Below are 25,699 nucleotides of genomic sequence, written 5' to 3' on the forward strand. Positions count from 1 at the left end.
CCCTGAAACGCGCTTAACGACCCAACTTTAGCACCATCTCAATATCGAAATCTAATCACAGCAACCAATCATTCAAATAACCCTTGATCGACCGATCGATTTTCGTTAATGTCAACAAGTGCTAAGCAGCTATTCAGCAAGGGCTGTCTTGTTTTCAGCGATGTGGTCGAGGTAATAAATTGAAGCGGGCGTCCTGCATCATTACAGTTCTTTGCGCACTGGCGTCAGCCGGCTGCATGACCGCCCCTCTCCTCCATCCGGTCGAGCGCCCCTCAATGGCCCCTGCCGAGCTTGGTGACGTGAAATTGACCGTTCGCTGGCCTGCATCCCGCCTGACCCAGGCCCTTCCCTTCGCAACGAGCAAGCTCACGCTCACGGTCGAGAACGCCTCGGGCGAGGCGGTGGCGCACCGCTCCCTTTCACAGGGCGAATCCACGGTCTCGATTTCCCTGATCCCCGGCACGGGCTACAAGTTGCGCGTCCAGGCCGACTCGGCCGCTCAAGTCAACATCGCGGGCGCCGAGGCGACATTCTCAGTCCTGCGCAACCGCAGCACCGATCTTGCCGTCGAGTTGTCTCCCATCATCAAGCGCTTCGCGGGGTCGCCCCTCGCGGCCGGGGCAGGCCTGGCCGATCGCATCGCCCTGCTCAACCAGCCCGACGGCATCTGGTGGGACGGCCGTGACCTCCTCGTCGCGAACAACTACAACGCCACCATCGTCCGCATCGACCCGGCAGGCACCATCAGCATCGTCGCGGGTGGGGGCGCCGCCAGTCTCGATTCCGAGCCGCAGGCAACGCAAGCCCTGCTCGCGAACCCTTACAACGTCCTCGCCGACAAGGACGGCAACATCTGGCTCCAGACCGACGACACCCGGCTGTGCGTCATCCCGAAGCAGGACGGCGAGATGTACGGCCGTAATCGCCAGGCCGGCCGCATCTACCCCGTCCTCACCGGCAACGGCAGCGACCCCGAAGCCTACTTCATCGGCTACAGCATGGCCCTGGATTCGGATGGCCACATCCTGCTGAGCAGCGACGGCGAAGGCCTCGTCTACCGCCTCTCGGCCGTATCCTCGGCGACCGCGAGCCTGACCCCGATCATCGGCGGGGGCGGCCAGGCGCCTGGCCCCGAGGGCAGCGATCCGCTCGCCTCCTATCTCGGCTCACCGGCAGGACTTGCCGTCGATCACGATGGCAACATCGCCGCGGCGAGCGAGTACCCCGCCCAGGTCACCGTGCTCTGCAAGAAAGCCGGCCGAATCTTCGGCAAGGACATGCAAGCCGGCAAGGCCTATCGCCTCGACGCGAGCGCCTTCGGCGGCGCTCGCCCCAAGCGTTTGGCATTTGACCGTGACGGTCACCTCTACTTCGTCTCGAACGCCGATCACACCCTCCGGCGCTTCGATCGCACGACCGGCGCTCTCTCGCTGGCCTCGGGCCAACCCGGCGCAACCTCCGAGCTCAAGCCCCTCGGCAATGACGGCCCCGCGGCATCCGCGAGCTTCAACTATCCCGCGGGCCTCGCCATCTCGCCGGACAACCGCCTCTTCATCTCCGATACCAGCAACCATCAGATCCGCCTGCTCCACCTCTGAACCCAAAGGCAGCCATGACTCTTTTTCGCCTCTCTTCGACCCTCCTCGCCCTGCTGCTCGTCGCCGGCTGCGACTTCAACACCACGAACTCGCCCCCCGGCGGCGAGCCCCCTGTCTCAAAGGTCGCGGCCCTCGCGCTGAGCCCCGGCGACCTGGTCCTGCATCTGGCCGGCGAAGGCGCAGGAACCGACGTCTTCCCCTCGCGCGGACAGTTGCAGGTGGCCCTTTCCCCCGCGACGGCGACGGCGCACCTTACCTGGAGTTCGGCGGACCCTGCCATCGCAACCGTGGATTCGGCGGGAATGGTCGTGGCGGTTGCGACGGGCTCGACCGAGATCAAGGCCCTCGTCGGCGGAGGCCCCTTCGCGACCGCTTCGGTCACGGTGCTGGATCGCGGACAGACGAACATCACCCTCCACTGAACATTCAGCGGCGAATTGTCTCAGCATCGGATGTTGGGTAGATTAGAGGAAAGCCACCGAGCATCCGAGGTGAGATGATTCGCACAACCCCCACCCGCAAGCTATTGCTGCTCCTGGTCTCGCTGCTGGCATTCCCTGGCTGCTCGATACGCCCATCCGACGTGTCGCTCCCGCCACGCGCAGCTCAGGACGGCGTCTCCCAGACCATCCCGCTGATCTCGGGACGCCTCCTGGACCCTCAAGGCAAGCCGGTCGTCGGGGCCACCGTCCGGGCCTACTCGGCCCCCTACCGGATCGCGGGCGCCGCCGTGCCGAGCCAGCCTCCGGTCGTCGCCAGGACCGGAGACGACGGCAGCTTCGTATTGAGCGGCCCGCCCCTGGGCAGCGTCGCGGTCGAGGCCTCGGACGCGGCGGGTCTCAAGGCCCTCAGGACCGGGGTCGCCATCGCGCAAGGCGCGCGGATCGCGCTCGGCACTCTCACCCTGCGCCAAACCGGCACCGTCCGCGGTCGGGTGACGATCGCCGATGGCGGCTCCCTGCTCGGCATCGACGTCTTCATCCCCGGCACCGACTACCTGGCCCGGACCGACGCCTCCGGGCGTTACGCCTTCACCGGGGTCCCCGAGGGCTCTTTCGCGCTCGCGGCCATGCGCCCGCGCTACCGGCCTCGGGTCCTCGAAGGCCTGCGGGTGGCCCCCGGTGCCGAGGTGGAGGCGCCGCTCCTGGAGCTGAGCCTCGATGCGCCCGTCCTGGCGGCGGTCACCCCCGATCACGGGGGGCCCGGAAGCACCGTGCGGCTGACGGGCGAGAACTTCGGGGAAAGCGCGCAGCGCGTCCTGCAAGTGACCTTCGACGACACGCTCGCCGTCACCGTCCGGCGCATCAGCGACACCGTCATCGAGGCGGTGGTCCCCGCCGGATCGACCACCGGGCAGGTGGTGGTCCGCGCGGATGGGATCGCGAGCGAGGGCCGCCCCTTCCGGGTCCTCCAGAGCATCACCATGGAGCCGCCTTATGCCGGGATCCACGTCGGCGCGCGCCAGGCGCTTCGCGCCGTCGCCCGGGACACCACGGGCGTCGTCGTGCCCGAGGCGCAGCTCGACTGGGGCGTCGGCACCGCAAACGTCGTCTCGCGAGATGCCGACCACACGCACACCGGCCTGAGCGCCGGTTGGAGCGAGGTGTACGCCCGCAGCGGCACGGTGACGGGCGTTTCCGCCATCGGCGTCAGTCCCTACCGGCAGGTGCTCGCTCGCAGCCTGGCTGATCCGCCGAACGGCGTCTGGGTCGATCTCGCCCAAGGCTCGGATGGCAGCCTCTACCTCTCGGACTGGCGCGGAAGCCGCATCCTGCGCCTGGACGAGCGTCCCGCCGCACTGAACGTCGTAGGGACAGGCCAAACCGGCAGCAGCCCGGACGGCACCCTGGCCGCAGAAGCCCTCCTGAACCACCCCCACGGGATCGTCCTGGACGCCGAGGGCACCCTGTTCGTCGCCGAGAACGAGGGGCACCGGGTGCTGGCGATCCCCGCCCGGGACACCACCCTGTTCGGCGTTCCCATGCAGGCCGGACGCCTCTACGCGATCGCAGGCACCGGCATCAAAGGCTACAACGGCGACGGCCCCGACGCCCGCACCCGGCAACTCAACAATCCGGGCGACCTCCTGCTGGAGCCGGACGGTTCCTTGCTGATCGCCGACACGGCAAACGGGCGAATCCGGCGCCTGACCCCCTCAGGCGCCCTGGAGACGCTGATGGGCGGCGGGGCACGCCTGGTCTCGACCGACGGCCTCGATGCCGCCAGCTACGGAGAGGCCCTGCGCGTCGGGCTGGCGCGGGACGGCGCGGGGAACGTCGCCTTCTCCAACGGCCCTCACCTGCTGATGCTCTGCCGCACTCCCGGCCGCTACCTGGGTCGCGACATGGCCAGCGGGATGGTCTATCCCGTCACCGGTCAAAGGACGACCGGCTTCAACGGCGACGGGCCGGGCCTCTCGACTATGGTCTCCAACCCGACGGGCCTGCAGTTCACCCCGCAAGGCGACCTGCTCTTCTGCGACGGCGGGGGAACCCTCCTGCGCACCCTGCGCACCGACGGGCAGGTTCGCACCCTCGCGGGCCAGCGCTACCCGGAAGGCCTCGGCATCCTCAACCGCACCGACCTGTTGCCCCTCCCCGCTCCGGCGAGCGCGCGCCGCTTCGGCTCGAACGCGCTCGTGCTCCAGGCGGACGGCTCCCTTCTCGTCATCCCTTCCCTTACGTTCGAATTGCACCGATTGGAACCTTCCCCATGATCCGCGCCCCGCGTCTCGCCCTGAGCCTGCTGACGCTCCTCGCCCTCACCGCCTGCCGTCACCTCCCCATCACCCCCCATGCCTCTCGGCCCCTCGCCCCAGAAGGCCCCCCTGGCCAGCTCCTGGTCACGATCCGCTGGCCCCAGGCGAGCGCTTATTCCGCTCAGGCCATCCCGGAGGCAGGGACTCGCGCCGAGCTGTCCGTCACGCGCGAGGGGGAACGCCCCGTGGCGACCGCCACGCTCAGCCGGGGTGAAGACGGCGCGATCGCAAGCGCCTCCCTCGCCTTGCCGCCGGGCGAGGGGTACATGCTCTCGGCGGTCCTGGTGAACCAGCAGGCGCAAACTGTCGCCCTCGGCAAAAGCGCGCCCTTCGCCATCCTGCGCAATCGCTCGGCGGCGGTCTCGCTCCAACTGGCACCCGTGATCGGGACCATCGCCGGGACAGGCACCATCCTGTACGACGCGACGGCCTCCACAGCGTTCGAGACGGCCCTCTATGTGCCGTCGGGGATGGGGCTCGACGCCGAGGGCAACCTCTACGTGGCCGTCATGAGCCACCACGCCATCCGCAAGATCACCCCCGACGGCCGGATCGCCACCGTTGCGGGCACCGGCACGGCCACCGGCGCCGGCACCGGTCCCGTGGACGGCCTGCCGGCGCGCGAGACGACGCTCCACACCCCGCAGGGCGTGACGGTATCGCCAGGGGGCGATCTGGTCATCGCGGATTCGGGCAACAAGCGCCTGCGCTTCGTCCCGGCAAGCGACGGGCGGCGCTTCGGCAAGGATGTGACGGCGGGGAATCTCTACACCCTCGCAACCACCAGCTTCACCCCGATCGCCGTGACCATGGGGCCGGACGGCAGCGTCTACTACTCCGAGGGGTCCAGCCCGAATCACCCGCCCCGCGTCGGGCGCCTCGACGGCGAGGGACGGTTCAGCGTCGTGGCGGGGAGCGAATCAGGGCTCATCAACGGCGACGTGCTCTCCGACACGAGCACGGCGCTCAAACTGCCTGATGGTCTCGTCGTGGACGCCCGCGGCAACCTGATGATCTCGGACCGCAACGACCACCGGATCCGCATGGTCTGTCGCGAGCCGGGGACCTACTTCGGCATCCCGATGCAGGCGGAGCGCATCTACACCATCGCGGGCACTGGCAAGCCGACCGCCGACAACGTCTCGCCCCTCGGCGACGGGGGGCAAGGGCTCGCGGCGAGCTTCAAGAGCCCGCGCGGCTTGAGCCTGGATGCCAGGGGCAACCTCTACATCACCGACTCCAGCAACTGCCGGATTCGCCGCCTCTCCCCAAACGGGATCATCTCGACGGTCGCAGGCAACGCGCTCCCCGACGCCAAGCAGAAGCCGGCCACCTGGCCCAACGCGAAGCTGGGCGACGGGGGCTCGGCGCTCGAGGCCCTGCTCAACTTCCCCGCCGCCACCCTCGTCGGGCCGGGCGGATCGCTTTACATCGCCGACACGCTCAACTACCGCATCCGCCGGCTCTGGCTCTGAGCCAAAAAGAAGCCCCTCACCGGTTTCGGTGAGGGGCTTTTGCCTAGAAGACCTCGGTGAACTGGCCCATCTGGCGGTACTTCTGGTACCGGTTCTCGACCAGTTGCCAGGTGGGAACCTTCACCAGCTCCGTCAGGTGCTCCGAGAGGGCCGTGGCCAGGTGCTGCGCGCTCAGGACCGGGTCCTTGTGGCAGCCGCCCAGGGGCTCGGGGATGATGGCGTCGATCACGCCGAACTCCATCAGGTCGTTGGAGGTGAGCTTGAGGATCTCGGCCGCGCGCGGGGCCATGCCGGCGTCCTTCCAGAGGATCGCGGCGCAGCCCTCGGGCGAGATGACGCCGTAGTAGGCGTGCTCGAACATCAAGACGCGATCGCCCATGCCGATGCCGATGGCGCCGCCGCTCGAACCTTCGCCGATCACCACCGAGATGATGGGGGTCTCGAGGGTGGCCATCTGGGCGAGGCTCTCGGCGATGGCGATGGACTGGCCGCGCTCCTCGGCGGCGATGCCGGGATAGGCGCCCTGGGTATCGATCAGGGTGATGATCGGCAGGCCGAACTTGGCTGCGTGGGCCATCAGGCGCTGGGACTTGCGGTAGCCCTCCGGGTGGGCCATGCCGAAGTTGCGGAGGATGTTCTCCTTGGTGTCACGGCCCTTCTGGTGGGCGATGAACATGACGCTCTGGCCCTCGAAGCGGCCGATGCCGCCCACGATGGCCCGGTCGTCGTAACCCATGCGATCGCCGTGCATCTCGAAGAATTCCTCGGAGATGGACTGGATGTAGTCCAGCGCGGTGGGCCGCGACGGGTGACGGGCGATCTGGATCCGCTGGAGCGGGGTCAAGCCATCGTAGATGGCCCGCCGGATGTTCTGGGCGCGCTCTTCGAGGCGGCGAACCTCTTCGGAGAGGTCCACCTCGCCGGTGTTCGCGAGCTTCTTGAACTCGGAGATCTTGTCTTCGAGCTCGAGCAGGGGCTGCTCGAACTCCAGGGAAATCGTGCGCTTCTTGATCTGCGACATGCTGCCTAGTTCCTCACCGCTTCGAGCTTGCGAACGTGATGCAGGGAGATGAGCTGGCCGAGGGTGTCGCGCAGACGGGGGCGCGGCACGATCTGGTCGATCTGCCCGTGCTTGAAGACCCATTCGGCCGTCTGGAAGTCCGCGGGGGCCTTCTGACGGATCGTCGCCTCGATGACGCGGCGGCCGGCGAAGCCGATGATGGCGCCGGGCTCGGCCAGGATGATGTCCGCCTGGTTGGCGAAGCTCGCGCTCACCCCGCCCGTGGTCGGGTTGGAGAGGACGCTGATGTACAGCAGCCCTTCCTTGGCGAAGCGCGCCAGCGCCGCGCTGGTCTTGGCCATCTGCATCAGCGAGAGGGTGCCCTCCTGCATGCGGGCGCCGCCCGAGGCAGCCACCAGCACCAGGGGCAGGCGCTTCTCCATGCTCTCCTCGACGGCGCGGGTGAGCTTCTCGCCCATCACCGAGCCCATGGAGCCGCCCATGAAGGCGAAGTCCATGCAGGCGATGGTCAGGCCGTGGCCGTTGATCGTCCCCTGGCCCGTGATGACGCTGTCCCCGTCGCCGGCCTTGGCGCGGCTCTCGATCAGGCGCTGGGCGTAGGGCTTGCTATCCACGAACGCGAGCGGGTCCACCGAGCGCAGCTGGGCGTGGGTCTCGCGGAACGAACCGGGATCGAGCAGCTGCAAGATGCGCTCACGCCCGCCGACCCGAAAGTGGTGACCGCACTTGGGGCAGACGTTGAGGTTGGCGCTCAGATCCTTGGTGAACAGGGCTTCCGTGCAGGCATCGCACTTGGTCCAGAGGCCGTCGGCCACTTCGCGCTTCTCGCGTTCGGTGTCGACCAGCTGGCCCTTGCGGCGCGCGGCGAACCAGTCCCTTAGTGACGTCATGGATACTCCTTACGTATGTTTTCCCCGCACCGACGTCGGCCGCCAGGGCTTCGGCGACCGGCCAGCAGGGCGAGACGCCTCATTATACGCGGGTGCCAGAGGCTTGTACACTCGAACGACAAGCAAGCTTAATGCAGGGGCTACGAAAGCTTTACTCGCACTTTACCGAATCTCGGGGCCTCGCGCCGATAACTGGGATACCATCGCTCGTTCTTGGAGGGTGATCCCATGGCCGTTCGTCTCGATTCGATCCAGTCCTTCCGCCGGCCCAGCGTGCTGGCTGGCGGCGGCCTGCAGAAGCCCGCGGTCACCCAGGTGCCCTCGCCCAACCACAACGATCGTCCCGGCGGCAGCAAGGACATCACGGCGGTCGTCCTCCACCACACGTCGGGCGGCACCCTCGAGAGCAACGCCAACTACTTCAAGAACCCCTCGGCCCAGGTCAGCTCGCACTACATCGTGGGCAAGGATGGCCGCATCGTGCAGTCGGTCCAGGACGGCAAGCGCTCGTGGCACGCCGGCACCAGCGAGTTCAAGGGCCGCAACGACGTCAACGACTTCAGCCTCGGCATCGAGATCGTCAACGCCGGCACCGGCAGCGATCCCTTCCCCGACTCTCAGTACAAGTCGGTCATCGACCTGGTCGCCTGGATGTGCCAGACCTACAACATCCCGGTCGATCGCATCACCGGCCACAAGGACATCGCCCTGCCCCGGGGCCGCAAGAACGATCCCGCCCCCAACTTCGACTGGAACCGCGTCCGCTCGGGCGTCCAGGCCAAGCTGCAGGGCGGCTCGGCCCCTGCCGCCAAGCCCGCGGCTCCCGCTCAGCCCGTCGCGAAGGTCGCCTCGGCCGACCAGGGCCTCTACTCGGTCAAGGACGGCGACACCCTCTGGGGCATCGCCAAGAAGCACCTGGGCAACGGCAGCCGCTGGCCCGAGATCTACGACCTGAACAAGGACAAGATCAAGGACCCGAACGTCATCGGCCCCGGCATGGTCCTGCGCATGCCCGGCGGCAGCAAGCCCGTCACCAGCGCCCAGGGCACCTACACCGTCAAGGACGGCGACACCCTCTACGGGATCGCCAAGAAGCTCCTGGGCGACGGCACCCGCTGGCCCGAGCTCTACAACCTGAACAAGGACAAGATCAAGGACCCCAACGTGATCTACCCCGGCCTGGTCCTGCGCCTGTCGGCCGAGAGCCCCAAGGCCGAAGCGCCCAAGCCCGAGGCCCCCAAGCAGGAGACCAAGCCCGCTCCCGCTCCCGAGAAGAAGCCCGAGGCTCCCAAGGCCCCGGACCTGAGCACCTGCCCCATCGGCACGCTCCCCACCGTGCCGGGCACCCAGCCCACCAAGCCCGCTCAGCCCCCCGTCTCGCAGCCCAAGCCCCCCGTCACCCAGCCCACCAAGCCCGTTCAGCCTCCCGTCGCGCAGCCCAAGCCCCCCATCACCAAGCCCGCGCCCCAGCCCGTGGCGCCCGGCGAAGTCGGCCTCGCCGGCGGCCTGCGCATCGGCGGCAGCGTGGCCCAGACTTACCTCAACTCGGCCATCTCGAGCGGCGGGATCGCCACCGGCGTGATGAACGGCGGCTTCCTCTACAGCATCCCCGGCCTGCTCAAGAGCAACGTCGCGGTCGCCGCCGTCGTCTCGGGCGTCACCAACGCGCTGGACTTCATCAAGGGTCGCGTCACCGGCAAGCAGGCTGCCGCCGGCTTCGCAGCGGACACCGTCGCCTACACCGGCATCGGCGCCACCTCGACCGCCATCGGCGCGGCCGTGGGCAGCGTGCTCGGCCCGGTGGGCACCGTCGGCGGCTTCCTGGTCGGCAGCGCGGTCGGCATGGGCCTCAGCTGGGCCTACGAGAAGTTCGGCCGCAGCAAGATCGTCGGCGCGCTCACCGGCCTCTTCGGCAAGTAAGACGCAAACAGGAAGCGGGGGGGGCCTTTCGGCTCCCCCCGCTTCCTGTTGTTGCTTAGCCCAGCCGCAGCTCGGTCTGGGGGTCGAAGACGTGGATCTTGGCAGGCTCCACGTTGAAGGCGACCGCCTGACCGATGCGCGGGGTCTGCTCTTCGGAGACGCGGGCGATGATCGCGCCGCGCGCACCCGGCAGGTAGACGTAGCTCTCGAAGCCCATGGGCTCGGTGACCTCGACCTGGCCCTTGAGGCCGACCTCGCCCTCGGGGACGAGGGTCATGTGCTCGGGGCGGATCCCCACCACCACCGCGCCGTCACGGAAGCCCGCGCGCTTGGGCAGCACGAACTTGAAGCCCTGGCCCTCGATCACGGCCTCGTCGCCCTGCAGGCGCATGGTGCCGTCCAAGAGGTTCATCTGGGGCGAGCCGATGAAGGTCGCCACGAACAGGTTGGCCGGACGGTTGTAGACCTCGTGCGGGGTGTCGCACTGCTGGAGGTCGCCCGCCTTCATGATCGCGATGCGATCGCCGAGGGTCATGGCCTCGGTCTGGTCGTGGGTCACGTAGACGAAGGTGGTCTGGAGGCGCTGGTGCAGCTTCTTGATCTCGGCGCGCATGGAGACGCGGAGCTTGGCGTCCAGGTTGGAGAGGGGCTCGTCCATGAGGAAGACCTTGGGCTCGCGGACGATGGCGCGGCCGATGGCCACGCGCTGGCGCTGGCCGCCCGAGAGAGCCTTGGGCTTGCGCTCCAGCAGGTGCTCGATCTCGAGGGACTTGGCCGCATCCATCACCCGGCGGCGGATCTCGTCCTTGGAGACCTTGCGCAGCTTCAGGGCGAAGGCCATGTTCTCGTAGCAGGTCATGTGGGGATAGAGCGCGTAGTTCTGGAAGACCATCGCGATGTCGCGGTTCTTGGGGTGGACGTCGTTCACGACGTGGTCCCCGATCGACAAAAAGCCGCCCGAGATGTCCTCGAGGCCCGCGATCATGCGAAGCGCGGTGGACTTGCCGCAGCCCGAGGGCCCGACGAGCACGAGGAACTCCTTGTCCTCGACGCGCAGATTCAGATCCTTGATGACCGGGGTGCTGTCACCGTACTGCTTCTTGACGTGGTCGAATACGACGTTCGCCATACCGCGCTGGTTCTCCTTCATCCACTTGCGCCGAGACCTCTAGATTCTGGCACATCGGGCCCATTAGAGCAAAACCCCCCGGCATACGCCGGGGGGTCCTGGTGAAGGAGCGGTACCGACCGCTGGGGGAAAGGAGAGAGCGTTAGGCCGTGGGCGGGACGCTCGTCGACTGGGCGCCCATGTTCTGAGCGGAAGCCATCAGGCTCTGGATGCCCTGCTGGACCTGGCCCGAGAAGCTGGTGCGGACCTTGTCCTCGTAGAATTTGCCGAGCAGGAGGCCGACGCCGGCGCCTGCCGCGATGCCCAGGGCCGTGCCCAGGAAGGGGATGGGGATGAGGCTGCCGATCATCCCGCCGACGGTGGTGGCGGCGGCGCCGATGCCCGTGTAGGCGGCAGTGTCGGCGACGAAGTTGCCGGCGGCCTGCATCGGCTTGACCTTGCCGGTCATCAGTTCATAGAGGTTGCTGACGCCCGAGAGCAGGGCCGAGATGGCGAAGTTGGACTTGAGGGCGCCGACGAAGCTCTTGAAACCACCGGTGACGGTGCCCCAGACACGGCTGCCGACGCCGCTCGAGAAGGACATGCCACCCGCGGCGTTGGCGACGGTGCTGGCGCCGACGGCTTCCATCCGAGCGCCTTCCATCACGTTCCGGGCGATCTTGAGCTGGTCGAAGCTCTTGACCACGGGGGCCGCCATCCGCATGCCGGCCATGTTGTCGGTGTTGGCCGAGGGCAGGAAAGTGCGGGCCTTGGCAGCCATCGTGCTGGTCAGGTTCGGGTTGTTGCTCTGAATCGCCATCGGGGGCCTCCTTGGTCAGTGACCAACCACAGGGTGGATTTCCTTCACACCCCTCTTATCGGGGAGCTGCGACCGCAATCGGTAAAGAAGAGCCTAAGACATGCGTAAGTTGGGCCTAAGGTTTTAAATCCAGATCAAATCCGCGTTCCGAATCGGCGCTCGCGACGTTGCTTGACACTCCGTTTCGAATTCCGGTATCATCAGCGTCACGAGCCGTTGGGGAGTAGCCAAGTGGTAAGGCATCGCTCTTTGGAAGCGACTACCGTAGGTTCGATTCCTACCTCCCCAGCCTCAAAACAAACCCCCGAGCCGAAATCGGCTCGGGGGTTTGTTTTGGAAGAAACGCACGACTCAGCGGGCGTACTTATTAGGCAGCAAAGCGGCGATGGAAACGAGCTCTGGCCCAAGTTCTCCCGGTACGATCACCCGCGCATCAGGGGCATAATCCGAAATCAACTCGCGGCACATGCCGCACGGTGCGACCACATCGCCTGCGCAGTTGACCGCAACGATGGCCTCAATCTCGGTATCACCCTCGGCTGCGCCCATGCCGAGCGCCACTGCCTCCGCACAGACCGCGATGCGACCGACGAAGGCCTCGAGGTGCACCGCCTGGAAGACGCGCCCCGAGCGCGTACGCAATGCACAGCCGACCTGATGCCAATCTGGCTTTTGTCGCCGGCCAATGATGTCCCGCGCTGCAGCTACCAGCTCCTGGTCCAATGAAGTCATCATCACAATTTCCTCTTCTTCGAGCATGCGCCATTCCGTCCTTTGGATGAGCGCGCGTACGGCTCAACAAAGCAAGCATCAAGCCGGGAGTATCGCCACTTTGTAGTGATGGAGTCAAGAACCGGTCCCCAGGCATAAGGGCACGCCTCTGGCGCCCGCGTCGCCTTACCCGTCAGGCTTCACCCTCTTCTTCCATATTCGAGCGCTGGGCGAGCAGGTCGCGCATCTCCGAGGCGTGTAGCTCGGTCTCCTGGAGGATCACCTCCAGGATCCGGCGGGTGGTGGGGTCGTCGAAAGCGAGCTCGCGGATCAAGGCGGTGTAGGCCTTGATCTGCTCCCGCTCGATCACGAGGTCCTCCCGGATCATGCCGGCCAGGGTGGGCGCTTCCTCCGCGTGGACGTGCTCGCGATCGGCCTGCTCGGCGATCTCGGTCGGCTTGAAGACCGGGACGCCCCCCAGTTGCTGGATCCTACTGGCGAGCATGTCCGCGTGGCGCTCCTCGGCCGCCGCATGCTCGAGGAATTCCTGCTTGACCCCCGGCAAGAGCATGCTGACGGCCATGTAGGCGTGATGCTTGTACTGGAGGTGCGCCACGAGCTCGGTGCTGCGCAAGAGGTTCAGCTTCTTGACGAGGTCGGCCGTGCTTCCCCGGTATTCGTCCGTGATGGGCCCCATCATCATGATCCGGAGCTGCTCCTGCTGCTCCCGCTTCATCTTGGCCATCGGTCCCCCCCTTTCGCGCCCGGCGAATGGCTCGCCTCTCTCTTTTTTCGCGGAGACAGGCATGGTGTACGCCGCACCATCCGGAAAGACAAGGAGCGACGGAGGTCTCCGCGGCGGCCGAAAAAAACCGGCCGCCGCTTCTGCTCAACCTGCGCTATCATCACCGGAAGCCTGAAGGGGATCGTTCCCAAGCGGGCCGCATGCGCAAGGAGCAACCAATGCCCCCCATCCCCCTCGAAGACAACTTCAACGACATCCTCGGCAAGGCGATCCGCGGCCGCAAGCACGACCGCGACGCCCTCGCGGCGCAGGCAGGCCTCGCCCCCGCATCCCTCCTGCGGCTCCTCGACGGGGAATTCGACGAGCCTGGCGTCAGGCAACTCGCCCCGCTGCTCGATCTAGGGACCGAAACGCTCGTGGCGATCGGGAAAGAGGCGTACCACCCTGGAATCGGAGCGCCCGAGGGCTTGCTCGGCTTCAACACGCCCTATGCCGACTTCTTCGTCAACGCTTACCTCGTCTGGGACCCCGCGACGCGCAAGGCGGTGGTCTTCGACACGGGCAGCGACTTGACGCCCCTCCTCGAGGAGGCCAAGGCGCGCGGGCTCGACATCGTGCTGATCCTGGTGACCCACACCCACCAGGACCACATCATGTGCCTCGATGCGCTGATCGAAGCCACCGGGGCCCCGGCCTACGCCTCGGAGCTCGAGCCCGCCAAGGGCGCCGCCACGCTCACGGCAGGCCAGCGCTTCCAGGTCGGCGGGCTCACGATCGAGGCCCGCAAGACCACGGGCCACTCGCGCGGGGGCACCTCGTACGTGGTCACGGGCCTCGAAAAGCCCTTGGTGGTCGTGGGCGACGCCCTCTTCGCGGGCTCCATGGGGGGCGGGGTCGTCTCCTACGAGGACGCGCTCGCCAACAACCGGCGCGAGGTCTTCACCCTGCCGGACGAAACGATCATCTGTCCCGGTCACGGCCCCCTGACGACCATCGGGCTCGAAAAGCAGCACAACCCCTTCTATCCGGAGTTCAATCCGGCCTGATCGGCGAGCCCCACCCTTCCCCCTCGGGGGCCTCGGGAGGTAACGCATGGCGACCAGTATCGGCTTTGTCGGAGTCGGGCGGATGGGGGCCAACATGGCGCGCCGCCTCAAGGATTGCGGGTATGCGATCGCGGCGGTCCACGACCTCCACCATGACGCCGTCCGGGCCCTGGCCGCCGAGCTCGGGGCCAAGGCCTGCGAGCGGCTCGCCGAGGTCACGGCGAACGCCGAGATCGTCTTCACGGTGATCTCCGACGACGACGCCATGCGGGCGATCTTCCTCCAGCCGCAGGACAACCTGCTCATCGCCGCCCAGGGACGCCTGTTCATCAACTGCGCGACCCTGACCCCTTCCCTACACCAGGAGATCGAAGCGCACGCGCGCGACGCGGGAGCCAGGACGCTCGAAGCCTGCCTGGCCTCGAGCATCCCTCAGGCCCGCGAGGGCAAGCTCTACGTCATGTGCGGCGGCGAGCGAGAAGTCTTCGAGCAGGCCCGGCCGATCCTGGAAAGCCTGAGCACCTCGCTGCGCTACATCGGCGCCACGGGCGAGGCCTCCAAGGTCAAGGCCCTCGTGAACATGGTGATGAACATGAACACCGCGGCCCTGGCCGAGGGGCTGGGGCTCGGGGATGCGCTCGGGCTCGACCTCACCATGCTGCGCGAGGTCTTTGCGCAAACCGGGGCCAACTCGCGGGTGCTCGAGACCGACGGCGAGGACATGCAGCAGCGTGAGCACAGCTGCTTCTTCTCGGCGGCCCATGCGGCCAAGGACTCGTGCATCGCCGCCAAGCTCGGCAAGCAAGTGGGGCTCGACCTCCCGCTCGCCGAGGCGACCCTGAAGCAGTTCCAGCGCATGGTCGAGCTGGGGCTCGGCGAGCTGGACAAGTCCGGCGTCGCCGAGCTGACGTTCAAGGGGCGAGGAAGCTCAGCGTCCTGAGTGCTTCTTGGGCTTGGTCGCGATGCCCTTCTCCTGGATGGACGTCATGCCGCCGGTAGGGCCCACCATCTCCGGGCTGCCGCTTTGATCGCGGGAAGCCGCTCGTGTATGGTGGCGGCGCATCGCTTGAGGGGGCGCGAATGGCAGGCTTCGGCTTCGACGACGTGATCAAGCTGTTTCTGAGCATCGCCGTGCCGGTGATGATGATCAGCATCGGCATCCACCTGGGGCGCGGCGAAGTCATCGCGCTGTGGCGCAGACCCGGGCTGCTCGGACGATCGATCCTCGCGAGCCTCGTCCTCTGCCCGCTCGTCGCTTACCTGCTGACGGCCTGGCTCAAGGCCCCCTTACCCGTCGCGATCGGGCTGCTGCTCACCGCCGCCTCCCCCAGCGCGCCGCTCGGCTTCGTCCAGACCTTAAAGGCGCGCGGGGACACGAGCTACGCGGCTGGGATGGTCGCCACCCTCGCCGTCCTCACGATCGTGAGCATGCCGCTCACCGTCTGGGCCGCCATCGGAACACCCCGCCTCCCGCTCGAGAGCGTCTTTGTCGCCGTGGGCACCAAAATTCTCCTGCCCCTGGGCGTCGGCAAGGCGCTACGCGCCCTCTTTCCGCAGATCAGCGCCTCGATCGGGCGGTGGGCACCAGCCGTGATCCCACCCTTGCTCGCACTGGCCATCCTGGCGATTCTCTTCCGGCACCCGGAGCAACTCGCCATCGGATGGCCCACGGCGCTGACCATGCTCTTCGTGGCGCTCGCAAACATCGCGATCGGCTACGCCCTGGGAGGCCCCCCGCCCCACCTACGGCTCTCGTTGAGCCTGCTCTGCGGCTTTCGTAACGCGGCCGTCCCCATGATGCTCGTCGTCCCCTACGTGCCGCAGGCGCTCCTGCCCATCGCCATCTTCGGGGTCCTCTCGGCGTTCCTCTCCTTCGGCTTCGCGACCATCTGGCGCAAGAGGCATCCCCAGGCCCTAGGCATCACCCTGCTGCCCGAGAAGACCCGCAAGAAAACGCGCCCTCACCGCTGAGGGCCTCAGCGACGCGCTGGGGCGCCGGGCCGGACGATGCAGCGGAAGCCGATGTGGCTGCTGGCCGAGTCCACCATCTGCGGCGAGCGCGCCGCCGGCCGGTAGCGGAAGCAGTAGTTGGCCGCACAGAGGTGCGAGCCACCCTTGAGAACCTTGCGCGGGATGCGGATGTGCGGCTGGCAGCGGTCCATGCTGTGGTGCTTGGAGCCGCCGCGCGGGTTCTGCGGGATGCAGCAGGCCTTGACGGGCTTGTCCGGGTGGCGCTCGGAGAACCAGGTCTCGGTCCACTCCCAGACGTTGCCTGCCATGTCGAACAGACCGTAGCCGTTGGGGGGAAACATCCCCACCGGGGTGGTCCCCTCGAGGCCGAGGGGGCGATCGTGCTGCCACGGAAACTCGCCCACCCAGAAGTTGGCGAGCATCTTGCCCTCGGGTCGCAGCTCGTCGCCCCAGATGTAATCGGCCCCCTCGATCCCGCCGCGGGCGGCGCGCTCCCATTCGGCCTCGGTGGGCAGGGCCTTGCCCGCCCATCGCGCGTAGGCCTCGGCGTCCTCGTAGGCGACGTGCAGCACCGGGTGGGTATCCCCCGCGATCGCGGACCCGGGGCCGAAGGGATGACGCCATGAGGCCCCCGGCACGTAGGCCCACCAGTTGCGCCAGTCGGCGATGTTCACCTGGCCTGCGGGCTTGCGAAAGACCATCGAGCCTGGCACCAGCAGCTCCGGCTTGGCCCCCGGGTAGTGAGCCGGGTTGAGGGGGCGCTCGGCGACCGTCACGTAGCCCGTCTCCTCCACGAAGCGCGCGAAGGCGGCGTTGGTCACGGTGGTGGCGTCCATCCAGAAGCCGTCCACGTACACCGGCTGAGCGGGAGCCTCCTCGGGGTAGTGGCGATCGGACCCCATCGTGAAAGTACCGGCCGGCACCCAGACCATCCCGGCGTCGGGAGGATCGCCATGCGAAGGGCGTGAGTTCGGCGTGTTGACCTGCATAGCCCCTCCTCGGGGAATCGCGAAAGATGGCGCGCTCAGGCGCTCCTGCGCCCGTTCCCATCCATGGGGCAAAGGGGGCGAAAGGGCCTCGTACACACTCGACGAATCGCTTCGCGGGGGCGCACGAAGGCCCTCTTTTATTACTATTGCAAATGAGAATGACTTGCATTATCATGAGCGCGCTTGCCCGGTTCGGGCTCACGCCGCCCCTTTCGAGCCCCTTCGGAGATGGACCCACGATGCCCCGCACACCTGAGACGCACCGCACTGAACGCCTGAACGCGACCATCCGGCACCTGCCCTCGCTCCTCGCGCTCGGGGCCGTGCTTGCGAGCGCCCCCGTCCTCGCCAAGCCCGCGAGCGCAGCCCCCGAAGACGACGTGCACCGCCTGAACGAGATCGTCGTGACCGGCACCCGCACCGAGCGCCGGGTGGGCGATGCCCCGGTCGCCACCGAGGTGATCCGCCGGTCCGAGATCGAAGCCTCGGGCGCCCGGACCGCCGCCGAACTCCTGAGCGCCCATGTGGGCCTCGACGTGACCAGCTCGCAGTTCGGCCAGGGGATCCGCATCCAGGGCCTCGACCCCGAGCACGTCCTGGTCTTCGTGGACGGCAAGCGCGTCAGCGGCCGCAGCAACGGGGTGGTCGACCTCAGCCGCTTCTCGGCCGCCGAGCTCGAGCGCATCGAGATCGTGCGGGGCGCCTCGTCGGCCCTCTACGGCTCGGAGGCCATGGGCGGGGTCATCAACCTCATCACCCGGCAGGCCAAGCAGCCCCTCTCCTTCGAGACCCGCGCCATGTATGGCGGCCTCAACACCGTCGATTTGAGCGGCAACCTGGGCACCCGTCAGGGCGCCTGGGATCACCTCATCACGACCCGCTTCCAGCGCCGGGACGCCTTCGACCTGCGGCCCGAGACAATCGGCACCACCGGCAACGCGTTCCAAGAGATCAACCTGGGCGATCGCCTGGACCTGCGCCTCTCGGAGACCCTCTCGCTCAAGGGCCAGCTCAGCTACCTCAACCGCGAGCAGCACGGGGTCGACTCCAACGACGCGGGGGCCGTCTTCGACCGCACCACCCGCACCGAGAACTTCTCGGGCTCGCTCGAACCCGAGTGGATCCTGAGCGACACCTCCAAGCTGCGCGTGACGGGCTACTACAACCTGTTCCGCGACCAGTTCCTGCAGGACCAGCGCAACGCGACCGCCCTCGACCAGTACCAGGAGACCCGCGACCAGCTCTTCCAGCTCGGCACCCAGCACGAGGCGCTCCTCGGCGATCGCCACCGCCTGACCACCGGCGCAGAGATCGCCTACGAGCAGCTCGACACCGAGCGCCTTGCGAGCGGCACCGGCAACCGCGTGCGCGGCGCCCTCTACGCCCAGGACGAGTGGACGCTGCTCGACGCCCCGCGCCTGATCCTGGTGCCCGGCCTGCGCGCCGACCAGGACTCGCGCTACGGCAATACCCTCAACCCCAAGATCTCGGCGCGCCTGGACCCGCTCGACACCCTCACCCTGCGCGCGAGCCACGGCTACGGCTTCAGGGCCCCCGACTTCAAAGAGCTCGCCATGCGCTTCCAGAACCCCTCGGTGGGCTACGAGGTCGTCGGCAACCCGGCCCTCAAGCCCGAGCACGCGCGCAGCTACAACGTGGGCCTGGAGTACCGCCCCGCGAGCTGGTCGGCCTTCTCGCTGAACCTGTTCCGCAACGAGCTCACCGACATGATCCAGACCCAGCTCCAGAGCGCCAACACCGCAGGCAGCCTCTCGCAGCACCTCTACGTCAACATCGCCTCGGCCACGACCCAGGGCGTGGAGGCCTCGTGGCGCCTGCGGCCGCTAAGCGGCCTGACGCTCGAGCCCGGCTACACCTTCACCGACGCCCAGGACCTCCAGAAAGAGCGCCCCCTCTCGGGCCGCGCCCAGCACCTCGGCAGCCTGGTCGTCCAGTACCAGCACGATCCGCTGGGCCTGACCGCCTTCAGCCGGGCGACCTTCTCCGGTCGGCGCCCCTTCTATACCGACGGCAACGGCAACGTCGTCGAGCAAGCCATCTGGACGCCCCAGTACGCGACGCTCGATCTGCGCGTGTCGAAGACCGTCACCTCCCAGGTGAGCCTCTTCGTCCAGGGCCAGAACCTGCTCGACGCCTGGGACCCGCTCTACTTGCCCCTCCAACCCCGCACCATCCTGGGTGGCGTCTCGGCGCGCTTCTAGCGCCCGCCCCCTTTTCTGGAGACAGCACGATGATCCGATCCGCCCTACTGCCTTCGCGCGCCGTGGCCCTCGCCTCGGCCCTCTTGCTCAGCCTCGCCGGCTGTGCCCCCAGCCTCGCGCCCAACCAGACCGGCCAGAACACGGCCGGCAACAACGCCGGCGGCACCGACCAAGACAAGAGCAGCACCCAGACCGACGCCAACGGGCTCTCGACGACGCGGATCAACGCGCCGTCGGACACGGAGTGGACCTACTACGACTTCGACGCCAAGCGCGTGGTCGAAGCCTCGAGCCCCAGCTGGGACCTGGCCTTCCAGACCACCAACATCAAGAGCAACGGCGGCATCAACGGCACCGGCGGCGTGAAGGTCGCGCGGCTGAGCGCCGACTTCGACGGCCTCAAGGACGCGCCGGCGAGCGGCTACAAGACGGACGCCGAGGACTCGGACGATGCCGACACCAAGCCGGACTACGCCTTTGCGACTGACGGCGGGTGGTACGACTACAACAGCACGACGCACGTCGTCACGCCCAAGAACGTCGTCTACGTCGTTCGCACCACCGAGGGGCGGTACGTCAAGCTCCAGATGACGAAGTACTACGACGACGCCGGTACTTCGCGCTTCCCCACCTTCAAGTGGGCCCAGGTGAACGCCCCCGAAGAGATCCCCGCCAACACCACGGTGGTGGATGCTTCGGCCGGCTACGCCTACGTCAGCCTCGCGAACGGCGTGGTCTCGGTGTCGGCCTCGGCGAGCAGCAACGCCTGGGACCTGGCGTTCAAGGGGATGAACATCCTGACCAACAGCGGCACCAGCGGCGGCGGCCAGGGCGGTGCGGTCGTCGGGCCGACCACTTCGAGCTTCGACGCGCTCACCCAGGCGAACTCCTTCGGCTACGGCGCCGACACGGTGCTGCCCGCGAGCGGCGCGCCCGGCTCGGTGCCGAGCACGGGGAACGCCGTCCTGAGCGCCTGGTGGAACTACAACAGCGCGAACCACACCGTCAGCCCCAAGGACCGGGTCTACTTCGTCCGCACCGCGACCGGTGGCTACGCCAAGCTCAAGATCGAGGCTTATCTCAACAAGAGCGGCCGGTACGCCATCAAGTTCCTGCCCCTCGCCTCGACGGCGACGGTGCAGACGACCAACCTCACCGTCGACACCGCCCAGGTTTCGAGTCAGCCCCAGGCCTGGAGCTACTTCCACTTCCGCTCGGGGACCAAGACCCTCGAAGTCGCCACCGCCTCGACGCCTCCTGCTCAGTGGGACATCGCCTTCAACCGGCTCACCATCAAGACCAACAGCGGCGTCAACGCAACGAACGGCGGCAAGGCCGGAGCCGTCGAGCTCAACACCGCCGTGCTCGCGGACGTGACGAGCATCCCCGCGGGTCCCTTCCTGGCCGATGCTCCGACCGACTATTTCGTGTCGGCGAGCAGCACCGTCTCCGTGAACTTCAACCCCGCCTTCCAGCACGCCTTCCTGCACACCGGCGCCCCCGCGGTGGACCCCGGCAAGACCTTCGTTTTCCGGACGGCGGACGGCGAGTACGTGAAGCTCAAGCTTACGACCTACTCCTATAACCCCACCCCTCGTAACCTCACCTTCGACTGGTCCTTCTAGGGCCCGATCGCGACCGGGAGAGACGCTCAAATGGCGGTGATGACCCTGCATCGAACCGACACGAGGCCCAAGGCTCGCCCCTTCGGGGGAGCCGTGGCGCTCTCGGTCACGGTCCATGCAATCTTGCTCGGGGTGGCGGCGCTTGGAAATGGCCACCACGCCACTCCCCGGCCCGAGCTGGTCCCCATCGCCGTCACCCTCGCCGATCTCCCGGCCGCAAAGCCGGTCATCCCCCAGGTGAAGCCTCGGCAAGCCCCGGCACCCGCCAAGGCCCTCGCGGCCCCGCAACGGGCTGTGGCGGCCAAGGCCGCGCCGAAGCCGGTCGCGGATGCCCTCGCACCGGCAACCCCCACAGCCTCGGCCTCAACGGCGCTGCCCGTCGCCGTGGCGCTTTCGAGCGCCACGGAAGCCGCGCCCGCAAGCGATGCGTCCGCCCCCTTCAGCGACGCGATCGGGGCCTCCGGCGCGAGCGATGCGGCAGGCGAGCAGGCGAGCAGTCCCGATCTCGGATCGCTGCGCGATCGCTACCTCGCCACCCTGCGCGCGCGGCTCGAAGCCAAGAAGCGCACGCCGCGCAGCGAGCTCGAAGGTACGGTCTACGTGCGCTTCCAGGTCGCCCGCGACGGGGCGGCGACCGACATCACCCTCTTCGGCGGCTCCCGTGAGCCCGACCTGCGGGCCGCGGCCCTCGCATCCGTCAAGGCGGCCTCTCCCTTCAAGCCCTTGCCCACCGAGCTCTCGGAAGAGGCCCTGACGGTCGAGGTGCCCATCGTGTTCGAACTGGAGGACGAATGAAACCGTCAGCACTGAATCCCCGGCGCCTCGCGCGCATCCTCGCGGCGGGCCTGCTGCTCGCCGTCGCGGCCGGCCCCCTGAGCGCCACCCCCGCCCTGGCCGCCAACAAGGCCCAGGCGGCCACGACCGACAAGGCCCGCGTCGTCACGGTCGGCGGCGGCGTCACCGAGATCGCCTACGCCCTCGGCGCCGGCGCGCAGGTGGTGGGCGTCGATACCTCGAGCCTCTACCCCAAGGCGGCCACCAAGCTGCCCCAGGTCGGCTACCAGCGCATGCTCTCGACCGAAGGTGTCCTCGCCCTCAGGCCCACCCTCGCGCTCGTCAGCGAGGACGCGGGCCCTCCCGCCGCCATCGAGCAGCTCAAGGCCGCCGGCGTGAAGCTCGTCTCGGTCACCAACGATCACTCGCTCGAAGCCGCCCGCGCGCGGATCACGACCGTCGCCTCGGCTCTCGGCCGCGAGGCGGAGGGCAAGCGCCTGATCGCCACCCTGGACCGCGAGGCCCAGGCGGCCCTCGCCAAGGCCAAGGCCATGACCGCGCGCCCCAAGGTCCTCTTCATCTTCGCCCACGGCCAGAACGCGGTGAACGTCGGCGGCAAGGGCACCGCCGCCGACGAGATGATCCGCCTTGCGGGCGGCACCAACGCCCTGAACGAGTTCGGCGGCTACAAGCCCCTCACCGCCGAAGCCGTGGTCAAGGCGGCCCCCGACGTCATCCTCATCACCGCCATCGGCGCAGGCAGCCTGGGCGGGGTCGACGCCATCCTGCAACTGCCGGGCATCTCGCTGACGCCCGCCGGCAAGAACCAGCGCGTCGTGACCATGGACGACGTGGAGCTGCTCACCTTCGGCCCCCGCACGGGGCGCGCGATCGCCCAGCTCAACGCCGGCCTGATCGGGGGTAAGGCGAAATGATCTCGGCCGCCGCCTCGACGGCAAGCGTCCGCGCGATCGCCCCGGACCGTCACGGCCTGCGGGCCCGGGCCGCCCTCGTGGGCCTCACCGGGCTCCTGGTGGTCGCCGTCTTCGCGGCCATCGGGATCGGCGCACTCGCCATCTCGCCGGGACAGGCGATCGGCATCCTGGCCGAGCGCCTCGGCCTCGCGGCCTCAGGCAGCGCCGATCCGACGCTCGCAGGCGTCCTGTTCGGCATCCGCTTGCCCCGGGTCCTGCTCGCCGCCGTGATCGGCGCGGGGCTCGCTGCTGCAGGCGTCGCGATGCAGGGCATCTTCCGCAACCCCCTGGCCGACCCGGGCCTGGTCGGGGTGTCGAGCGGGGCAGCACTCGCCGCCACCGCGGCCATCGTGCTGGGGCAGGGCCTCGCCTCCCGGCTGCCCCATCCTCTCGGCCTGATGCTCACCCCCGTCGCGGCCTTCGTCGGCAGCGTGCTCACGACCTTCTTGGTCTGGCGCCTCGCCACGCGCAGCCGCCAGACGGCCCTCACCACCATGCTGCTCGCGGGCATCGCGATCAACGCCATCGCGGGAGCCGGCACCGGCATCCTCACCTACATGGCGAGCGACCCGCAGCTGCGTAACGTCACCTTCTGGTCCATGGGCAGCCTGAACGGGGCGACCTGGACCACCCTGGGCATCGTCACCCCCTTCGTGGGCCTCACGCTCATCGGGTTGCCCTGGGTCGCGCGGGCCCTCAACGTCATGGCGCTTGGCGAGGCCGACGCACGCCACCTGGGTATCGCCGTCGAGCGCATCAAGCGCCTGACGATCGTGCTCGCGGCCCTCGCCGTGGGCGCAAGCGTCGCCATGGTCGGCATGATCGGCTTCATCGGCCTGGTCGCACCTCACCTGGTCCGCCTGATGCTCGGGCCCGACCACCGCGTCCTCTTGCCCGGCGCAAGCCTCGTCGGCGCCACCCTCCTGGTGCTCGCCGATTTGGCCTCGCGCGTGGTGGTGGCCCCCGCCGAGCTGCCCATCGGGATCCTCACGGCGTTCCTCGGCGGCCCCTTCTTCCTCTGGCTCCTCTTGAGGGCGCAGAACGGAGCGACCCGATGATCCAGGCCACCGGCATCACCGTCCGAGCGAAGCAGCGCTGCTTGCTCGAAAACGTCTCCCTCGAAGCGCAGCCCGGCGAGCTGCTCGTCATCCTCGGCGCCAACGGGGCGGGCAAGAGCACCCTGCTCAAGACCCTCTCGGGCGAGCGCCGTCCGGAAAACGGCGAGATCCGCATGGCGGGCAAGATGCTCGACGCCTGGAGCATCGGCGAGCAAGCGCGCATGCGCGCCTTCGTCGCCCAGGAGTCCCCGCTCGACTTCCCCTACCGCGTGCTGGAGGTCGTGCTCATGGGTCGGACCCCGCACGTCGTTCGCCGCGAAGGCGAAAGCGACCGGGTCATCGCGACCCGGGCCCTCGAAGCCGTTGGCCTCGAAGGCTTCGAGGACCGCCGCTACCCTTCCCTCTCGGGAGGCGAGCGCCAGCGCGTGCACCTGGCCCGGGCCCTGGCTCAGGTCTGGGAGCCCTCGCAGGAGCGCTACCTCCTGCTCGACGAGCCCACCTCGTGGCTCGATCTGGCCCACCAGCACCAGGCCCTCCAGCTGGCCCGGCGCTTCACCCGCGAGGGCGGCGTCGCCGTCGCGGTCCTCCACGACCTCAACCTGGCCGCGCAGTACGCCGACCGGATCCTGCTGCTCAAGGCAGGGCGGCTCCTGGCCTGCGGCGCGGTGCGCGAGGTCCTCACCCCCGAAAACATCCGCGGCACGTACGGTGTCGAAGCCGCCGTGATCCCGCATCCTCACCTTGACGTTCCCCTCATCGTGCCGCTTGCCGGACACGACCTCCACGAAAGCGAGAACCCCCATGTCAAGCCAACTGACCCTCGACCCCTCCAATCTGCTTGAGCGCTGGGCGGCCCTGCGTGAGGCCGAGCCCCGCCTGCGCCAGCGCGACGCCGCGAAGCGCCTCGGCGTGAGCGAGGCGGAAATCATCGCCGCACAGCTCGGCGCTGCCGCCGTGCGCCTTACGACCGACTGGCCCGCCATCTTCGAGGGGATCGCAACCCTCGGCCCCGTGATGGCCCTGACCCGCAACGACCACGCCGTGATCGAGAAGACCGGCCCCTACGCCGTGGCCCAGTTCCATGGCCGGGTCGGCACCGTCCTCGGTGAAGAGATCGATCTGCGCATCTTCCTCTCGCGCTGGCACGTGGGCTTCGCCCTGGTCGAGGAGACCCCCCGCGGCACCCGCCGCAGCCTCCAGTTCTTCAACCAGCAGGGCGAGGCCGTCCACAAGGTCTTCCAGACCGGCGAGACCGAGATCGAAGCCTTCGACGCGCTGATCGCGCGCTTCAAGAGCGCCGAGCAGCACCACGATCTCGCCCTCTCGCCCAAGGCCGCCCCGAAGGCCGAGAAGCCGGACGCCGAGGTAGACGTCGAGGCCCTGCGCAAGGGCTGGGAAGGCCTCCAGGACACCCACGACTTCGTGAACCTCCTCAAGGAGACCGGCGTGTCGCGCACCCAGGCCATGCGCCTGGTCGGCCACGAGTGGGCCCGGCCCGTGGGCGTGATGAGCCAGCGCCAGGCCTGCGAGACCGCCGTCGCCACCCAGCTGCCCATCATGGTCTTCGTCGGCAACCCCGGCATGATCGAGATCCACACCGGCCCCATCAACAAGCTGGTGCAGATGGAGACCTGGTTCAACATCCTCGATCCCGGCTTCAACCTGCACCTCGACGAGGCCGGCGTGACCCACGCCTGGGTGGTCCGCAAGCCCACCCGCGACGGCATCGTCACCAGCCTCGAGCTGTTCGACGCCGAGGGCGAGGTGGTCGCGCTCTTCTTCGGCAAGCGCAAGCCCGGCAACCCCGAGCTCGAAGCCTGGCGCGAGGTGGCCGCGAGCCTGCCGACCCTCGTCGAATAAGCGCATCTCCTGCCTGTGCCCCCGGAGCGATCGCTCCGGGGGCCTTTTCATTGGCAAGCAACCCTTGACCTTCCCCCCAGCAGGAAGGTTTAGGCTGAGGGCGCTCCCAAGCGCTGTACGAAAGGAAGCCCTCA

At 68.2% G+C, this 25,699-nt stretch carries 22 protein-coding genes and 1 tRNA gene; 16 read left to right on the forward strand and 7 right to left on the reverse strand.

Annotation, left to right across the window (positions count from 1 at the left end):
• Window positions 1–236: 236 nt before the first annotated feature.
• The 4 genes from J7643_12505 to J7643_12520 all read left to right on the forward strand — a co-directional run bounded on the left by J7643_12505 (window position 237) and on the right by J7643_12520 (window position 5,831).
• Window positions 237–1,598, forward strand: a complete 1,362-nt coding sequence (locus J7643_12505; protein ID MBO9541402.1) for a hypothetical protein — start codon at window positions 237–239, stop codon at window positions 1,596–1,598.
• 14 nt (window positions 1,599–1,612) lie between these two features.
• Entirely contained in the window at window positions 1,613–2,020 is a 408-nt protein-coding gene (locus J7643_12510) for an Ig-like domain-containing protein (protein MBO9541403.1), read from the forward strand.
• Window positions 2,021–2,094: 74 nt separating this feature from the next.
• Window positions 2,095–4,314, forward strand: a complete 2,220-nt coding sequence (locus J7643_12515) for a carboxypeptidase regulatory-like domain-containing protein (GenBank protein MBO9541404.1) — start codon at window positions 2,095–2,097, stop codon at window positions 4,312–4,314.
• Window positions 4,311–5,831, forward strand: a complete 1,521-nt coding sequence (locus J7643_12520; GenBank protein MBO9541405.1) for a hypothetical protein — start codon at window positions 4,311–4,313, stop codon at window positions 5,829–5,831. The genes J7643_12515 and J7643_12520 overlap by 4 nt, the downstream gene beginning before the upstream one ends.
• 43 nt (window positions 5,832–5,874) lie before the next feature.
• Here the strand turns inward: J7643_12520 and J7643_12525 are convergent, their stop codons facing one another.
• Both J7643_12525 and J7643_12530 read right to left on the reverse strand, forming a co-directional pair.
• On the reverse strand, window positions 5,875–6,852 hold the full coding sequence (locus J7643_12525; protein ID MBO9541406.1) for an acetyl-CoA carboxylase carboxyltransferase subunit alpha: 978 nt from the start codon (window positions 6,850–6,852) through the stop codon (window positions 5,875–5,877).
• Between the two features lie 5 nt (window positions 6,853–6,857).
• Entirely contained in the window at window positions 6,858–7,742 is an 885-nt protein-coding gene (locus J7643_12530) for an acetyl-CoA carboxylase carboxyltransferase subunit beta (protein MBO9541407.1), read from the reverse strand.
• A 228-nt stretch (window positions 7,743–7,970) separates the two neighbouring features.
• Between J7643_12530 and J7643_12535 the strand changes: the two genes are divergently transcribed.
• Window positions 7,971–9,662, forward strand: a complete 1,692-nt coding sequence (locus J7643_12535; protein MBO9541408.1) for an N-acetylmuramoyl-L-alanine amidase — start codon at window positions 7,971–7,973, stop codon at window positions 9,660–9,662.
• 55 nt (window positions 9,663–9,717) lie between these two features.
• Here the strand turns inward: J7643_12535 and ugpC are convergent, their stop codons facing one another.
• Entirely contained in the window at window positions 9,718–10,791 is a 1,074-nt protein-coding gene (ugpC, locus tag J7643_12540) for a sn-glycerol-3-phosphate ABC transporter ATP-binding protein UgpC (protein MBO9541409.1), read from the reverse strand.
• A gap of 142 nt (window positions 10,792–10,933) precedes the next feature.
• A complete protein-coding gene (locus tag J7643_12545) occupies window positions 10,934–11,590 on the reverse strand; it encodes a hypothetical protein (protein ID MBO9541410.1) in 657 nt (218 codons plus the stop codon).
• A 217-nt stretch (window positions 11,591–11,807) separates the two neighbouring features.
• Between J7643_12545 and J7643_12550 the strand changes: the two genes are divergently transcribed.
• A tRNA-Gln gene (locus J7643_12550) sits at window positions 11,808–11,879 on the forward strand.
• 62 nt (window positions 11,880–11,941) lie between these two features.
• On the opposite strand, the gene J7643_12555 is transcribed toward J7643_12550, so the two are convergent.
• Window positions 11,942–12,322, reverse strand: coding sequence for a cytidine deaminase (locus tag J7643_12555; protein ID MBO9541411.1), 381 nt, complete (start codon window positions 12,320–12,322; stop codon window positions 11,942–11,944).
• Window positions 12,323–12,494: 172 nt separating this feature from the next.
• Complete coding sequence (locus tag J7643_12560) at window positions 12,495–13,046, reverse strand: bacterioferritin (protein MBO9541412.1); 552 nt, start codon at window positions 13,044–13,046, stop codon at window positions 12,495–12,497.
• A gap of 218 nt (window positions 13,047–13,264) precedes the next feature.
• Here J7643_12560 and J7643_12565 point away from each other — a divergent pair, with 218 nt between their 5' ends.
• From J7643_12565 to J7643_12575, 3 genes are all read left to right on the forward strand, one after another.
• On the forward strand, window positions 13,265–14,092 hold the full coding sequence (locus J7643_12565) for an MBL fold metallo-hydrolase (protein MBO9541413.1): 828 nt from the start codon (window positions 13,265–13,267) through the stop codon (window positions 14,090–14,092).
• Window positions 14,093–14,138: 46 nt separating this feature from the next.
• Window positions 14,139–15,032, forward strand: coding sequence for an NAD(P)-dependent oxidoreductase (locus J7643_12570; GenBank protein ID MBO9541414.1), 894 nt, complete (start codon window positions 14,139–14,141; stop codon window positions 15,030–15,032).
• A gap of 140 nt (window positions 15,033–15,172) precedes the next feature.
• On the forward strand, window positions 15,173–16,063 hold the full coding sequence (locus J7643_12575) for a bile acid:sodium symporter (protein ID MBO9541415.1): 891 nt from the start codon (window positions 15,173–15,175) through the stop codon (window positions 16,061–16,063).
• A 5-nt stretch (window positions 16,064–16,068) separates the two neighbouring features.
• Here J7643_12575 and J7643_12580 read toward each other — a convergent pair whose 3' ends face one another.
• A complete protein-coding gene (locus J7643_12580) occupies window positions 16,069–17,052 on the reverse strand; it encodes a formylglycine-generating enzyme family protein (protein MBO9541416.1) in 984 nt (327 codons plus the stop codon).
• Window positions 17,053–17,291: 239 nt separating this feature from the next.
• On the opposite strand from J7643_12580, the gene J7643_12585 reads away from it, so the two are divergent.
• From J7643_12585 to J7643_12615, 7 genes are read left to right on the forward strand one after another with little or no spacing between them, the layout of a single operon-like run.
• The gene (locus J7643_12585; GenBank protein MBO9541417.1) at window positions 17,292–19,274 is read left to right on the forward strand and encodes a TonB-dependent receptor; all 1,983 of its coding nucleotides are present in this window, start codon (window positions 17,292–17,294) and stop codon (window positions 19,272–19,274) included.
• A 29-nt stretch (window positions 19,275–19,303) separates the two neighbouring features.
• Window positions 19,304–20,899: a hypothetical protein gene (locus J7643_12590; GenBank protein MBO9541418.1), complete on the forward strand. Its 1,596-nt coding sequence runs from the start codon at window positions 19,304–19,306 to the stop codon at window positions 20,897–20,899.
• A gap of 30 nt (window positions 20,900–20,929) precedes the next feature.
• Window positions 20,930–21,694: a TonB family protein gene (locus tag J7643_12595; protein ID MBO9541419.1), complete on the forward strand. Its 765-nt coding sequence runs from the start codon at window positions 20,930–20,932 to the stop codon at window positions 21,692–21,694.
• On the forward strand, window positions 21,691–22,608 hold the full coding sequence (locus J7643_12600; GenBank protein ID MBO9541420.1) for a hemin ABC transporter substrate-binding protein: 918 nt from the start codon (window positions 21,691–21,693) through the stop codon (window positions 22,606–22,608). Before J7643_12595 ends, J7643_12600 begins: the two co-directional genes overlap by 4 nt.
• Window positions 22,605–23,705, forward strand: coding sequence for an iron ABC transporter permease (locus J7643_12605; GenBank protein ID MBO9541421.1), 1,101 nt, complete (start codon window positions 22,605–22,607; stop codon window positions 23,703–23,705). The genes J7643_12600 and J7643_12605 overlap by 4 nt, the downstream gene beginning before the upstream one ends.
• A complete protein-coding gene (locus tag J7643_12610) occupies window positions 23,702–24,547 on the forward strand; it encodes a heme ABC transporter ATP-binding protein (protein ID MBO9541422.1) in 846 nt (281 codons plus the stop codon). Before J7643_12605 ends, J7643_12610 begins: the two co-directional genes overlap by 4 nt.
• Complete coding sequence (locus J7643_12615; protein MBO9541423.1) at window positions 24,507–25,565, forward strand: hemin-degrading factor; 1,059 nt, start codon at window positions 24,507–24,509, stop codon at window positions 25,563–25,565. Before J7643_12610 ends, J7643_12615 begins: the two co-directional genes overlap by 41 nt.
• The last annotated feature ends 134 nt before the right edge of the window (window positions 25,566–25,699 follow it).

The sequence above is a fragment of the bacterium genome (assembly GCA_017744355.1).
GTDB lineage: Bacteria > Cyanobacteriota > Sericytochromatia > S15B-MN24 > UBA4093 > JAGIBK01.